Origin of the sequence: Bryocella elongata (genome assembly GCF_900108185.1) — a bacterium.
Lineage (GTDB): Bacteria > Acidobacteriota > Terriglobia > Terriglobales > Acidobacteriaceae > Granulicella > Granulicella elongata.
The window spans coordinates 350511-364798 of sequence record NZ_FNVA01000004.1; the positions used below are offsets into that span (position 1 = coordinate 350511).

General features: G+C 60.4%; 10 protein-coding genes. 2 read left to right on the top strand and 8 right to left on the bottom strand.

Features of this window, described 5'->3' with window-relative positions:
• Nucleotides 1–2 precede the first annotated feature (2 nt).
• The 6 genes from C4S68_RS13425 to C4S68_RS13450 form a co-directional block, all read right to left on the bottom strand.
• Complete coding sequence (locus C4S68_RS13425) at nucleotides 3–1565, bottom strand: ATP-binding protein (protein WP_103933587.1); 1563 nt, start codon at nucleotides 1563–1565, stop codon at nucleotides 3–5.
• The gene (locus C4S68_RS13430; RefSeq protein WP_103933588.1) at nucleotides 1562–2134 is read right to left on the bottom strand and encodes a YfiR family protein; all 573 of its coding nucleotides are present in this window, start codon (nucleotides 2132–2134) and stop codon (nucleotides 1562–1564) included. Before C4S68_RS13430 ends, C4S68_RS13425 begins: the two co-directional genes overlap by 4 nt.
• Entirely contained in the window at nucleotides 2134–4155 is a 2022-nt protein-coding gene (locus tag C4S68_RS13435) for a TonB-dependent receptor plug domain-containing protein (RefSeq protein WP_103933589.1), read from the bottom strand. Before C4S68_RS13435 ends, C4S68_RS13430 begins: the two co-directional genes overlap by 1 nt.
• Nucleotides 4152–6296, bottom strand: a complete 2145-nt coding sequence (locus C4S68_RS13440; RefSeq protein ID WP_103933590.1) for a putative bifunctional diguanylate cyclase/phosphodiesterase — start codon at nucleotides 6294–6296, stop codon at nucleotides 4152–4154. Before C4S68_RS13440 ends, C4S68_RS13435 begins: the two co-directional genes overlap by 4 nt.
• Nucleotides 6297–6529: 233 nt before the next feature.
• Nucleotides 6530–7921: an FAD-containing oxidoreductase gene (locus C4S68_RS13445; protein WP_103933591.1), complete on the bottom strand. Its 1392-nt coding sequence runs from the start codon at nucleotides 7919–7921 to the stop codon at nucleotides 6530–6532.
• Nucleotides 7918–8388 carry a DUF4126 family protein gene (locus C4S68_RS13450; protein ID WP_235011585.1) on the bottom strand — a complete coding sequence of 157 codons (471 nt, stop codon included), beginning with the start codon at nucleotides 8386–8388 and terminating at the stop codon, nucleotides 7918–7920. Before C4S68_RS13450 ends, C4S68_RS13445 begins: the two co-directional genes overlap by 4 nt.
• A gap of 230 nt (nucleotides 8389–8618) precedes the next feature.
• Between C4S68_RS13450 and C4S68_RS13455 the strand changes: the two genes are divergently transcribed.
• Nucleotides 8619–9548 (top strand): NADP-dependent oxidoreductase, encoded by a 930-nt coding sequence (locus tag C4S68_RS13455; protein WP_103933593.1) that lies wholly within the window; start codon nucleotides 8619–8621, stop codon nucleotides 9546–9548.
• Nucleotides 9549–9658: 110 nt separating this feature from the next.
• On the top strand, nucleotides 9659–10129 hold the full coding sequence (locus C4S68_RS23960; RefSeq protein ID WP_103933594.1) for a DUF4126 family protein: 471 nt from the start codon (nucleotides 9659–9661) through the stop codon (nucleotides 10127–10129).
• On the opposite strand, the gene C4S68_RS13465 is transcribed toward C4S68_RS23960, so the two are convergent.
• A complete protein-coding gene (locus C4S68_RS13465) occupies nucleotides 10120–13266 on the bottom strand; it encodes a sensor histidine kinase (RefSeq protein ID WP_146072145.1) in 3147 nt (1048 codons plus the stop codon). The genes C4S68_RS23960 and C4S68_RS13465 overlap by 10 nt on opposite strands.
• A complete protein-coding gene (locus tag C4S68_RS13470; RefSeq protein WP_103933596.1) occupies nucleotides 13241–14284 on the bottom strand; it encodes a LamG domain-containing protein in 1044 nt (347 codons plus the stop codon). Before C4S68_RS13470 ends, C4S68_RS13465 begins: the two co-directional genes overlap by 26 nt.
• Between the last annotated feature and the right edge of the window lie 4 nt (nucleotides 14285–14288).

Genomic DNA, 14288 nt, shown 5'->3' on the forward strand with positions numbered 1-14288 from the left:
AATCATGCAGCTTCGGTCAATGAGTCAGAAATCGTCGTAACCACGGGGATGTGAATGGAGAAGGTAGATCCCTGTCCAAGCGCGCTCTCGACGCTGATGAAGCCCCCCATGGCCTGGCACAGCTGCTGACTGATCGCGAGTCCAAGTCCGCTGCCACCGAAGCGTCGGGCGTTGGAGTCGTCTACCTGGCTGAATGTCTTGAAGAGGCGATCAAGGTGCTCCGGAGCAATGCCGATGCCAGTATCCGTCACGGACCATACGACGTAGTCCCGACCTGCCTGCGTGTCGATGGCTGTCCGCAGCGTGATGGTGCCGCGTTCGGTGAATTTGCAGGAGTTACTGACGAGATTTAGCAGGCATTGCCGCATGCGTAGCGCGTCGACCTCTACCATCACCTCGTCTATTGTGCCTTCGACGCGAAGGGCATTCTGGTTCTGGCGGGCGAGAACCTCGGCGGTGGGCTGTACGTCGTGCAGCAAGGCATTCGCAGCGGCGAGGGTCGGCGTCAGCTGCAGCTTTCCGGCCTCGATCTTCGAGAGGTCCAGGATATCGCTGATCAATGTGAGAAGGTGGCGGGCGGAAGAGACGATCTTCTCCAGATCGCTTGCCATCTGCAGATTGCAGTCGGCCACAGCATCCTCATGGAGGATTTCGCTGTACCCAATGACAGCGCTCAGCGGTGTGCGGAGCTCGTGACTCATGTTGGCGAGGAAGGCGCTCTTGGCCCGGCTCGCATTTTCAGCGTAGATTCGAGCGGTCTCAAGGTCCCGCTCAATGATTTTGCGTTCCGAGATCTCGCGTTCAAGGTCCTGGGTGCGCGACCGGACTTTGTCTTCGAGCCCATCTTGTGCGCGCTTGAGCTCGGCGTCACGTTCTTCAATGCGTTCCATCATGGCATTGAATTGATCGATCAGAACTCCGGTTTCATCGTTCGAGAAACGTCGGGCGCGAAGAAGATAGTTGCCGTCTTCTGAAACCTTGGTCGCCACCCTCGTTAGATGCAGGATGGGCCGCGAGATAACGCGTTGCAGTGTCGACGAAAGCAATGCCGCGATGCTCAGGGCGATAAGAGCACTGAGGATCGTAGTCTGCGCAAACCGGAGGAGAGAGTGGTACATATCTTCGAGGCTGATCTGAAGTATGAGCACGCCTACGGTCTCGCCTTTGGTGGTAACGGTCCGGTGCACGAAAAGGCGTCTGGCCTGGAAGGAAAATGGCGCACCGGTAGCATCGGGACATCCCTGTGCGGCTTGCATCGAAGAGAAGCGTGCAAAGAGATTGCCGGCCTTGTCGAAGAGGCAAGCTTGTTCAACGTGTGGGTCCTCTCGAAGCTGAGCCAGAGCTTCACGGGCTACGCCACTGTCATTGAAGAGGAGTGCTGCTGCAACGTCGTCTGAGATGAGTTGTGCCGTAGCAGTTTCCTGCGCGACGAGCATATTGCGATAGTGCTGCAGCTGGTATATCCAAAGCAGCGAGCCCGAGATGATAAGAGTCGTGAAGGCGGTGCCCACCAACAGAACAACCAACTTGGTACGGATGGAAAGCGATAGGAAGAAATGCGTCATGGGGTCACCGAAGCAAGGCGCAAGATGCGCGAGCTGATGCGCAGGCTGCTCTGCTGCGCAAGAGTGAGATTGATTTCGATCCTTACGTGGTCTCCATCTACGGGAAGTCCCACGATCTGATCGGGCGTAAGGTTGTTGCTGAGTTCGGAGACGCTCAATACCGCCGCCTTCGTCAGCTCTGCTTTGGAGTGGGTCAGGAACTTCCTATTTGCAACGCTGGTGTAAAGAATGTGACAAGGCTCCACCGGTTCGCCGGGCTTGAGGTGGCGTACGCTTACCGGCTTATCGTTGATCGTCTGGTGGTCAAGGATCTTGTCTGCGTAACGGTCGATCGGATCTGCACCGAGGAAGCAGATCAGGAATTGAGGGTGCTCTGCGTCCATCTTCCAGGTGGGCCAGTCAGTAAAGCGCGCTACGTTGAGTAGCATGGCAGCGCGGATGGCGGCCTCGTCCGCGGAGCCCTGCGCGCGAACAGCAACTCCGGGAGATGCAATCGCAAGGATGCCCGACAGGGCAGCTGCCAGGGTGTGACGGCGGAAGCACCATGCGCGAAGTGGGAGTGCAAGCATTAGAAGCTCACCTTCGCCTTGACGTAGAGCGAGCGGGGCACTTCCAGGCAGGTGTTGAGGCCGGAGTTATCTCCAAACTCAAGATGGCGCGGTGACAAGAGGTTGGTGCCACCGGCGTCGAGGTCGAGGTGGCGTCCGAGACTGTGCGACAGGTGCAGATCGAGCCGAGCGTAGCCGCCGATCTCCTGGCCCGGGGTCGAGCCGTGAAAGCTTGGGGAGGTGTCTGTGAGCTTCTCCACATACTGAAGAAAGCTGTTTGCGCGCCATCCGCGCGGGAGGGCCCATGACGCTGATAGGCTGCCACTGTTTCTCGGGCTGCTCCAGCTGTTGTTGATCTGCAGATCTCCGGCGGTCGTCTGTTTTCCGTGCGCCTGCATCCAGGTGTAGCTTCCTGCCAGGTCAAGGTGGCGGGAGGGCTTCCATGACATCGCGGCCTCCAGGCCTGCGCTTCGGGCACTATAGCCGTTGACGTAGGTGGTTGGAACTTCGACATCGGGGCCGTACTGCATGCCGGGTTGCGGGGTCCCGGAGATGGTGCCGATCAGCCGCGAATTGACGTTATAAAAGGCGGCGAAGTCGAGTGAAAGATCATGACGAAGATGGGTACGATATCCCGCTTCGTAGGCATCGACGAATTCAGGCTTGATGGCTGGATTTCCGTCGAGAAGGGATACAACGGGGAGCCCATTGCTAGTGCCAACGATCTCGTCGAGATCAAGTCCTATTTCGGCAACCGGCGTATCCACAGCAGCATGTGATGCTGCTGCCCAGAGCGACTGTCCGGTGACTGGCGCCCACAAGAGTCTCACGCTTGGCTGGGCCTGAAACCCGGCAAGCGTCCCGTCCTGCACCTTTGTGCCGACGGTCGCGAAGAGTTTGTTCGGAACAAGCGTGATCTCGTCCTGCGCGAAGGATGCGACGAGGTATGTGTTGTAGACCGGCAGAAGCGTGACGCGAGGAGAACCATTGAATTGGTTGGACCCGAGGCGAAGCTCTCCGCCGAAGACAATGTCGTTCTTCGCTCCCGCGTGGAAATGGTTCTGGACATCCAGGTCGCCGGTCTGCGTGACGCCGTGATTGTTCAGCTCGAATAGGACTTGCCGATCGTAGTATGCCTGGAATACCAACTCCGACGTAGCGGCCTTGCGTTCCCAGCGGCTGAGTATGAATCCACCAGACAGCGCCTGGCTGTAAAACTGACTTGAGCTGCTGGCCAGCGGCTGGAGTAAGTCGGCATGCTGTGTTTCACGATAAAGATCCCCGGAGATGGAGACCGTGTCACGCAGATTCGGCTGCCAGTCGATATGACCGCCGAGCCTTTGCGCGTGTTGGCCGTCAAACGCTTGTACCCCGTCAGAGTCCACTAACGCACGACGATGGTTGCCAGTCAGATCCAGACTGAACTGGGAGCGCTCCGTGAGAGCTCCTGCATAGTGAATCGTGGTCTCTTGGAGGAGGTTCGAGGCCTGTGATGTGACGCTCGTGCCAATGGTATGGCGAACCGGCTTCGTGATGATATTCACGACGCCGTTCACAGCGTTCGTGCCCCAGACCGCAGCACCAGGTCCGCGAACGACCTCGATGCGATCGATCGTGCTGAGAGGAATATCGATCTCATCCCAGTTCACACCGTAGAAGATCTCCGAGTAGATGGTGCGTCCATCTAACAGCACGAGAAGTCTGTCGGCGAACTGGTTGTTGAAGCCCCTGGCCGTGACGGCCCAGGTGTAGGCGTTGATCTGCGCGACCTGGACTCCGGGCACCATGCGAAGCAGATCCGGGATGCTGGCAGCGGCTGAGTGCTCAATTTGTTCGCTGGTGATCACGTAGACAGCGGCAGGAGTCTTCTCCAGATCTTCGGAGCGGCGTGCGAAGGAGCTGACGCTGATCTGCATCTGCGTCAGGTCTTCGAGGCTGCTTGCCTTGAGCTGGTCTGCGCTGCTCGTCTGTGCAATGGAAGGAAGTGTCGCCCCAAGGAACACTGAGAGCAGTACGGCCTCTGCAATGCCAATCCCGTTCACGCGGCATCCTCCATGGACCGTGACGCGTTCCCTTCCAGCAACGTCTTCATCTGACCGGCTTCGATTGGCCGAGAGAAGTAGAAGCCCTGACCGAGCTTGCAGCCCAGGCGTTGTAGCGTGGAGCGATGTGGCTCCGTCTCGACGCCTTCAGCGAGGACCTTCATGCCAAGTGTCTCGCCCATCGACACGATGGTGCGAATCAGTTGCTCCGAAGAGGGCTCGTCCGGGTTGAGTGCGAACGTGAACTCGCGGTCGATCTTGATCAGGTCGAAGGGAAGCTGGCGGAGATAACGGAACGAAGAGTAGCCCGAACCAAAGTCATCGAGGTCGAGACGCACACCGAGGTCCTTCAGGCTGCGGAGCACCTGTGCTGCCGCATCGATGTCTTCGAAGAGCACCCCCTCTGTGATCTCCAGATGCAGGCACGAGGCTGGGAAGCCCGTCGTCTCGAGCACGTGAGCCACACCTGCGACGAGATTCTGCTGGCGGAACTCGCGCGGCGAAAGGTTGACGGAGAGTTCCAGCAGGGGGCCGTCCGGCGTCTGATCGTGCCACAGCTTTACCTGGGCACACGCTTCATGCAGGATCCAGTGGCCGATTTCAACGATGGTGCCATTTTCTTCGGCGATGGGGATGAAGAGGCCGGGGCTGATCAGTCCCCTCCGCGGATGTCTCCAGCGAAGAAGGGCTTCAACGCCATAGAGGTGGCATGATTTGAGGTCTGCCTTTGCCTGGTAGAAGACCTCGAGTTCATTGCGCTCAATGGCTCCGCGCAGATCGTTCTCGAGTTCGAAACGCTCCTGCGCCTGGGCGAACAGGCTCGGATCGAAGACAACCGCGCAGCCTCGCCCACGAGCCTTCGCGGCATAGAGTGCGGCGTCGGCCTCGCGGAGCATGTCCTCAGCGCCCTCCTGGGCCGGTGTGTAGTACGAAACGCCGATACTGAAGGCACAGTGGAGCTGGCGGCCCTCCAGGCGGAATGGCTTCTTCATCGTGGCCTGCAGGGCTTGAACGAGAGGCTGTGTTGAGGTCAAGTCTGCGTTGGAGCGAAGCAGAAGTGCGAATTCATCACCACCCATACGGGCGCAGATCGACTCGCTCCCCACGGGAGCGTATTGCGCTGTGACTTCTTTCAGACGGTTGGCCACCTGGCGAAGCAAGTCATCTCCAGCGAGATGTCCCAGGCTATCGTTGACTACCTTGAACTTGTCCAGATCGATGAACAGCACGGCATGGGAGATGCTGCCCTCGCTGCAGGCGAGCCCCAGGTAACTCAGCAGAAGTGTGCGATTTGCAAGACCAGTCAGGGCGTCGCGGGTCTTTTCCTCTGTGACATCGCTTTGCGATCCTGCAAGGCGAACAAGTTTTCCAGCATTGTCGCGGGTAGCAACGGCACGACAGGACATCCACCGCAGCGTGCCGTCCGGATGGAGCACGCGGTAGGAGCAGTGGAGTACGTCGCTGGCTCCATGCCGGATGAGCTCGAGTTCACTCGTCACCTCATCCTGGTCGGCGGGGAGAATATGCTCGAACCAGAGCTGCTCGTTGGGATTGGCAGGAGCTTCCGTCAGTCCCATGATCTCGAGCCAACGCGGCGAGTAATAGACCATGTTGGTCGCCAGGTCCCAGTCCCAGAGGCCGTCTCGCGAAGCCTGTGCGGCGAGAGCATAGCGCTCTTCGCTCAGCCTCAGGGCTGCTTCGGCTTTCTTGCGCGACAACTGGACCCTGATGCGGGCGAGCGCAACCTGATAGTCGATGGGCTTGGTGATGTAGTCGTTGGCGCCGGCTTCCAGCGCGGAAGCGATCTTGTCGCTCTCGGCAACGGCGGTGACCATGACCACGGGAAGTTGTTCGGGGCTGTATTGCTCGCGCCAGTGCCGCAGAACCTCCGAGCCGCTCATGCCCGGCATCATCTGATCCAGCAAGACAAGGTCGAAGGGCTTCGCTGCTACCTCAGCGATGGCCTTTCGGCCGGTGGACGCAACGGACACGGTGAAGCCTGAGCGTTGAAGCCGACGAGACAACATGTCGAGGTTCAGCTGCTCATCGTCGACGATGAGGATGTGCGAGGTGGCCGGAGGGGCGACGCCGTGGAGAGCAGGCGTTGTTTCCGGCGAGGTCAGTTCGGGTAGCTCGGACATAGGGGCTCGGCAGCGAAGGGATGCACATACGAACGCTGTCGAGGTTTCGCCCGTGACGCCATCCCGCTGATCAGTCCATCTATCGGCAGAGGAAGAGATTTGCGTAGGATGTCGCAAGCGGGGGCAGTGCTGACGAGATCCACCACCTTTGTGGGATGGCGAGGGCGCGGTGCCGGTGGTCCACGGTGCGTCTTCTGGCGCAGGAACTTAGCGAGGACCTTCCCTTGTAACGATTACGTGAGTGGCTTCAGGTCGCCCGCCACAGTCGGCAGCAGTTCTGCCACGGTGGGATGGATGTGCACCGCGTGCTGGAGCGTTGTGTACGGAGCCTTCGCATACATCAGATCGACGATTGCGTGGATGGCCTCGTCCCCGCCGACGCCGAAGATGGTGGCGCCGAGGATCTCTTTGCTGTCGGCGTCGGCAAGGATCTTCATGAAGCCGAAGCTCTCGCCCTTCTCGACCGCGCGGCCTACACGAGTCATCGCGCGGCGTCCGACGAGTGCGTTGCGTCCTGACTTCTTCACCTCGACTTCGGTCATTCCAACCTGTGCCACAGGCGGATCGGTATAGAGCGCATGGGCCTGTATGCGGTCCGTGACGCGCCGCTTGGCTCCATCGATCAGGTTGTCGGCTACGATCTCGAAGTCGTTGTAGGAGGTGTGCGTGAACGCGCCGCGCTTATTGCAATCTCCGAGCGCGTAGATGTGAGGCACGTTGGTCTGCAGCTCATCGTTGACGGGTGTGTAGCCCCGGTCGTCGACGATCACCCCCGCAGCTTCGAGGCCAAGATCCTGTGTGTTGGGAGTTCGCCCGACCGCGAGGAGAACATGCGAACCTTGCACAGCTGGTTCGCCCTCATTGCAATTCACATGGACCTGCACACCGCCTTTGGCCCCGGGAGCCATGGCGATGCACTCCGCATTGAGGCGAAGGCCGATGTCCTCCTGCGTGAACAACTCGATCAGGGCATCCGTAACGTCGGGATCCTCGTGTGCTGCAAGGCGGGGTCCCATCTCGACCACGGTGACCTTACTGCCGAAGCGGCGGAACATCTGCGCGAACTCCAGGCCGATATAGCCACCACCTACGACGACCAGATGGTCAGGGACCTCCTGCATCGCCAGCAACGTGGTGTTGGTGAGGAAAGGAACGTCGTGCACACCCTTGAGGTCGGGGACAGCCGCCCGGGTGCCGACGTTGAGGAAGATACGCTCGCCTTCGATCTCAGCGGTGTCCTCGCCCTTGACATTCAACGTGGTAGGTGACGTGAAATGGGCGGTGCCTTTAAAGACAGTGATGTTTGGCGTACTGCGCAGCATTTTCTCGATACCGTTTCGAGAGGACATTACGACCTTCTGCGTGCGCAGCTGAACCTCCGGCATGGACACGGTGACCTCGCCGGCGTGGTGCACGCCCCAGCGGACGGACTCGCGAACACGGTGTGCAGTCTCGGCGCTGGCAATCATCGTCTTCGTGGGGGTACAGCCGACGTTGACACACGTGCCCCCGAAGAACTTCCGCTCGACGATCGCGACGCGCCTTCCTGCGTTCGCCAACCGCACAGCCAGAAAAGGGCCAGCCTGGCCAGAGCCCACCACGATGTCATCGAAGCGCTGCGTCATAAAAGAAACCTCACGATCAGAATGGCACTGCCGACTGTGATGCAGTCTTCGAGCAAGGCGATGGGGAGATCTTTTCCGCCGATGGCCCGGACGAGACGGCCGCGGAACTCCGCACCGCCCAGGGTTCCCACTACGGCTCCGCCAGCTCCCAGCAATGCCCCCGCGACGGTTGCTGCGTGAGCGGTGCCAATCGCGGCTCCTGAAAGTGCTCCTGTAAGCACGCGGGTGATGAACTGCGGCGGTACCTTGCGGCTGGGCGTGTTTGGGAGCTTGTCATTGATGATCTCGCCGAGTGCCGCGACGGTGAAGATCCATGGCGTCCACTGGTACCCAAGCCAGCCTAGCCACGTGCCACCCAAGGAGAGGAGCCCAAGCCGCGTAGCCCAGCTCACGGCTGCAGGGGCGGAAATGGCACGGAGTCCTGCGACGACGCCGATCAGAAATGCAGCAATAAGAATGTTCATCATTCCTCCGAGTTACTTACAGCCGGTTGCTCGTCACGGATAGGAGTCTAATGCCGCCGCTTAGGTTCTGGAAGGGTTGAAAAGAGAGGCATCTTCCACTCATTTCGAGGTGTATCCAAATGCAACCGGGGAGCTAAGGCTCAGGCGGAGCAGAGAAAATTCGCGTGAAGCTGAAACTGTGAGTCGGGCGGGGCATCGAACGCACGTGGTCGTGTCATCGGAGGATCTGGAGAGTGAAGGCGCTGGAATTTGTCGATGCAGCTACGGATGTTCGACTGGTGCAGACGGATAGGGAGCGTCCGGCCCCCGGGGACGGTGAGCTTCTGATTCGCGTTCGCGCGGCTGGCATCATTCCCACCGAGCGGCTATGGTATCCGACCCTCTGTACGCAGGACGGTGTTCCGCGCCGGCAGGTGATTCCTGCTCATGAGTTTGCCGGTGAAGTCGTGGAGGATGCTGGCGGGTCGCGAGGATTCAAGCCGGGAGACCTGATCTTTGGAATGAACGGCTGGTTCAAGGACGGCGCCCTGGCCGAATACACGCTGGCCGTACCGGGCAGCCTCGCGAAGATTCCACCGGGAATTTCGTTGGAGCAGGCGGCAAGCGTTCCGATCAGCGCGCTGACCGCATGGCAAGGGCTGTATGAGAGGGCTAACGTACGTGCCGGGGAGCGCGTGCTGGTCCTGGGGGCTGCAGGGGCAGTGGGACTGTATGCGGTTCAACTGGCTGCGATTCGTGGAGCAAAGGTGGTAGCGACGCTCTCCGCGCAGGACTTTGCTGTCGTGGAGGCGTTAGGCGCGTCCCAACTCATCGACTACAGGTCGCAAAGGTTCGAGGAGCTCGCAGGTCCGGTGGACGTGATCTTCGATACCGTGGGTGGAGACTCGCTCGAGCGCTCGTGGAGCTTGCTCAAACCGGGCGGGCGGGTCATCACCATCGCCTCGAGCAGCGGGAGTTCGACCGATCCCCGGACCCGTGAAGCCTTTTTGCTTGTGAAGCCAATCTCCTCGCAACTTTCGGAGATGGCAGGTTGGTTGCACGCTGGTCGGCTGAAAGCCTTCGTGAAGTCGGTCGTCCCGTTCTCCGAAGCGAAGTCGGTCTTTTCTGGAACGGAGATTCCTGGCTCCCGGAGGCTCGGGAAGATCGTGGTTACTACAACGTGATAGTCGTCTGAACCCGCCAAAAGGGTCGTTTTTACACGGTCTCTCCAGGGCTTTCGAGTTTTGGCTCTGCGACATAACCTCCGTGAGCGGCGTCTTCGGTGGGGGGCTCCATGTTTCTGCTTTTTCTCGCGCTCTGTGAGGGATGCCTCGCGGGCCTCCGTCCATTCACGACCGCAGCAATCCTCAGTTGGGCTATTCATTTCAGTGCACTTGAGCTGTCGGGGACCTCGCTGGCCGTATGTGGCACATGGTGGCTGCCGATCACGCTTTCCGTCTTAGCGATAGCCGAGTTGATTCGCGACAAGCTCTCCACGACGCGTTGTCGTCGCTCGCGAGCGCAGTTCGCACTCCGTTTGTGTGTTGGTCTCTTCTGCGGGGCTGCGCTGTCGATGCCACACAGCGTTCCCTGGTGGCCCATGGTGATCGGGGCTGTAGGGGCGACGATCGGAACCTTTGCGGGGTCAACGCTCCGGCGCGCACTGTCGCGGGCTCTCGACGGAGACATGCCGATTGCCTTCCTGGAAGACGCCGTAGCGATCTTCGGCGGACTTAGCATCCTGAGTCAGATTTGTTACAAGTGAGTGGGGCGTCCCGACGGGGGTAAACTCTCGTCCCCGGTGCGGCCTGGGGCGTCACTGCGATGAGTGTCCCCGACCGCGGTAGCTGAGCCAAGCTTGACGAGATAGCGCCACAAGGTGATCCACGGAGCCAGCCAGGACTGGTGATGGGTTCGTGCATGCGATTCGTAGATCAGCGGAGCATCCAGCTTCACGTCCACCAGGGTGCCCGTATCGGGACGGGTGTGCAGATGGAAGTTGGCGCCGATTTTCCTCGCACGTTCCCGCATGCCGGTTAGGCCCCAGTGTCCTTCACGGGCGCCGAAGCGCATCACGGCATCCGGGATACCTTGTCCGTTGTCGGAGATGATGATCCGGAAGCGTTCGGGCTTGTAATAAAGCCACACCTCGATGCGCGTAGCCTTGGCGTGCCGAAACGCATTGTTGAGAGCTTCGCGGCCAAGGTAGGCAAGCTCTTCCTGAGCGATGGCCTGCATGGCGCGCGGCTCGCCCTGCACGGTGATTGTGTACTCGCAGGGGTACAACTGGTAGAGAGTCTCGCAGGCCGCCGCGAAGATACGATTCAGCTCTGGCGAAGCCATCGTCGCGCGCAGGCTTACGAGACGTTCGCGGCCTTCGCGCATGATGTCGTCAGACTGCTTCAGTGCATCTTCCAGCAGGCCACGTGCTGCGGTGTCTTCCGGGATCTGATCGACACCCATCTGGAAGAAGAGGATGAGGGCGTGGAAGCTCTGCAGCAGTGTGTCGTGGAGTTCACGGGCGATGGCCGTGCGTTCAATCAGCCGCTCTTCTGAACGCATGTTTGCCTGGGAGATGAGGAAGTGGATGCGGGCGCGATAGATCCAGACGCCAAGCAGAAGGAACGAGACGAAGAAGGCGATTTTGAATGGCCAGCTCTGCCATAGCAAGGGGCGTACCGTGATGGTCTGTGTGCTGTCAATTGCGTCCCAGCTGCCGTTTCCGTTCGTCGCCATGACGCGGAAGCGATAGGTTCCCGGAGCCAGATTCGTGTAGACCGCCGCGTGTTCGCCCGTTGGCGCGCTCCAGCCCTCGTCGAAGTTTTCGAGCTGATATCGAAACTGAATTCGCGTGGGATCCCGCAGGTAGATGCCGGTGTAGTGGAAGACGACGCGGCGGGAGCCCGCCGGGATGAGTGCCCCGGAGCCCATAGGGACGGGGCCGGCGTCCGTTTCGACACTCTGGATCTGCGGAGCTGCGGGTTGCAGGTCCTGGTCAGGTAGTTGGGCTCCAGCTCCAATGCCGGAGGCAGTCGAGAACCACGTCCGGCCGTGGCTGTCCGCAACCATCACCCGCGAACGGACATCTCCTTCCGAACTCTGAAGGCCATCGGGAGGACCAAACAGGCGAACCTGCTCCTGTCTCACGCGGCCTTCGATGAGAATTGCCGCCGGCACGGACAGCAGCTGCGTTCTCGTTGCAATCCACAGTCGCCCCTGAGGGTCACGCAGGACACCCCTTACAGGCCCCTCAAGAGTCGGCACGATGACGCTCCGCAGTTGGTCCCCTTGCATCATGGCGAGGCCGGAACTTGTACCGATCCAGAGGATTCCGGTGGGATCCTCCGCAAGAGAAGTGATCTCGGACGAAGGCAAGCCGTCTTGGTACTTCCACGTCTTCCATGAGAGACCATCCCACAGGCTGAGGCCCTCCGGCGTGCCGATCCATAGCCGATGACGGGCATCTTCCTCGATCGCAGAGACTGCTTTCGACGCCAGACCGTCCGAGCGGGTGAAGGTGGTGAAGTGGCCATGGTCGAAATGGCTGAGGCCCCGGGTGAGAGTTCCCGCCCAGACGCTGCCATCGTGAGCCGTCCTCACTGCGAAGACATTGTCTTCTGAGAGTCCATCACGGGTGGTGAACGTTGTCGGAGCAAAACCCTCACCCTCAAAGCGCAGACGCGTGAGTCCTCCTCGTTGCCTGCCGATCCATAGGCCGTCGCGGTCGCCGTCGATCGAATACACCACGTCATGGTCCAGCCCGGCGAGTGTCACCGGATGGGGGACGCCGTCGCGTTCCCAGTACAGGCCGCCGTCGATCGGGGCGAACCAGGTGCGGTCGTGAGTATCGGCGTACACGGGACCATAGCGGCCAGAGGGGAAGCCATCCTCTGCGCCGAAGTGGAGGATCGGGGTTTCGGAGATGCGCTCGAGTGCGTCGCCGTCACCGAACCAGAGATCGCCTTGCTGATCCTCAAAGAGTGCGGTGATGGCCACTTGCCCCTTGGCCTTTGCGAGCCAGGCGGCGGTGCTGCCGTCATAGTGGATCAACCCATGCTGAGTACCGATCCAGAGGTGGTGCTCGTGGTCCTGGGCCATCGAGAGCACCTGCTCATGTTGCATGTCCGGAGGGAGCAAGGGGATGACAACCCGTTGGCCGTTCCAGAGGGCCACACCGTTGTCGGTGCCGATCCATACCGTTCCATCCTGCATCGGGAGGAAGCAGTTCACCTTCAGGTCGGGCACGCCCTCGGTGATCGGCGTGGCGACATTGTCCTTCCAGGTGATGATGCCGCTTTCCCTTGTTCCGATCCAGAGGCGACCGTCGGCGGCCTGAGCCATCGCAATGAGAAGCGCCGTAGTGTGGAGTGGGAACTGCTCGATCGTTCCGCCTTTTAATCGCATCAGTCCATGGAATAGCCCGACGGCGTAAAGGCCTCTGTCGTTAGCGGCGGCCATCGACGTAATCGCAGGCTCGCGATGTGAGATCGAGAGCGCAATCTCAAACTGCCCGTTGGTGTAATGAATCAGCCGTGCATCCTGGCAATAGATCCAGAGCGAGCCGTCGCGATCGAGAGTGAGGCTGAGCACGTGGCGGATCGGCGCCATCGTGCGCACCGGAGGTTGCATGGTCTGGAACGTAAATCCGTCGAAGCGCTGCAGCCCGTTGTCAGAACCCGTCCACAGATATCCGTCCGGAGTCTGTGCAATCGCATTGATGCGTCCTCCGTACAGGCCCTCTGTGCTGCTCCAGCGGTGTGTCAGATACTCTCGCATGGAGGCGTGCGCCGCTGCCGACGGAGCTGGCATCACCTGGGCTGCAAGTGACCCGGACATCAGCCAGAGGAGCATCAGGAAAGGGAAGCGCCGCTCCGTCCTAAGGAAGAAACTGGAACTGATCAATGATCACCTCCGTCTCTTTTTGCTCCGGCACGGGTGCATACGGAAAGACACACAGGGTGATGTAGGCCTTTTCTATACCTGGGCTGGGAACGTTGGTCGTAAATCGCCACGCGGAGATCGACGCTTTGTCATTGCTGGCGTCGCGGTCGGTGCGAAAGTCCACGCTGCCCGGTGACCAGTGGAAGGACATTGTCACGGGACCGGAGGGGATCTCGAACCGGTAGACGTTGGAAGGGATATAGAAGGGCTGAGTGACGTACTCGCCGTTCTTACTGTTGGGCACACCCCAACGGCTCACGTGGACGTCGATCTCGTGGTGGCTGTCGCCATCGCGCTCATCCTGCCAGGTGTTGAGGCTCAGCATTGTGGCTGGCTCAAGATGCCCGATATCCCGTATATGGAACAGGTAGGTCCCGTAACCCAGGGTGCGAAGCGTGCGAACCTCCGCACAGCTCCAGTCCGACCCTTCTCGTCGCACGGCGAGGTGTAGGGAGCCCCGATCGTCCAGCCACACATTCTGGGGGCGATATTGGTGCGTTCCTCCGCCGTTGGGGCTGCTGACCGCTCGGACGTCCCAGTCGTACCCGCTGAAGGACAGCGTGTAGGTTCGGCGGGGCGACGGCGTGCCTGAAACCCGGCGCAGGCCGAGCACGTCGGCTCCGACCGGGGGGAGATCCGGGCGCACGTCGAGTGGTTTGTATCCCGGAGCCACGAGCAAAGCTGCATACTCCATCCCGAGGTGCGTTGGGCTGGTCCAGGAACCGTCTTTCGAGATCGCGGTGAAGGGATGCTCAGCCTGCGGCTGCACCCACCAGCGGTCTCCCGAGTGCGCGTACAGAACGATGCGACTTTTGCGAGGAGCGGCTGTGACCTTTCCCGAGAGGATGCCGGCTGAGTCGGCTCCGCCGCGATCCGCAATCGGGACCGCAGTAAAGTCGACGCTGCAGGGAGCCGTGTGGCAGCTGCTGAGCAGGAAGGATACGGAGATTACGACGATCGCGGCCCAGCGGCGCATCATCGCA

Excerpts from the sequence above, each read along its gene's own strand:
- C4S68_RS13430 (WP_103933588.1), bottom strand. The coding sequence starts at position 2,134 with ATGCTTGCACTCCCACTTCGCGCATGGTGCTTCCGCCGTCACACCCTG.
- C4S68_RS13440 (WP_103933590.1), bottom strand. The coding sequence starts at position 6,296 with ATGTCCGAGCTACCCGAACTGACCTCGCCGGAAACAACGCCTGCTCTC.
- C4S68_RS13445 (WP_103933591.1), bottom strand. The coding sequence starts at position 7,921 with ATGACGCAGCGCTTCGATGACATCGTGGTGGGCTCTGGCCAGGCTGGC.
- C4S68_RS13425 (WP_103933587.1), bottom strand. The coding sequence starts at position 1,565 with ATGACGCATTTCTTCCTATCGCTTTCCATCCGTACCAAGTTGGTTGTT.
- C4S68_RS23960 (WP_103933594.1), top strand. The coding sequence starts at position 9,659 with ATGTTTCTGCTTTTTCTCGCGCTCTGTGAGGGATGCCTCGCGGGCCTC.
- C4S68_RS13470 (WP_103933596.1), bottom strand. The coding sequence starts at position 14,284 with ATGATGCGCCGCTGGGCCGCGATCGTCGTAATCTCCGTATCCTTCCTG.
- C4S68_RS13450 (WP_235011585.1), bottom strand. The coding sequence starts at position 8,388 with ATGATGAACATTCTTATTGCTGCATTTCTGATCGGCGTCGTCGCAGGA.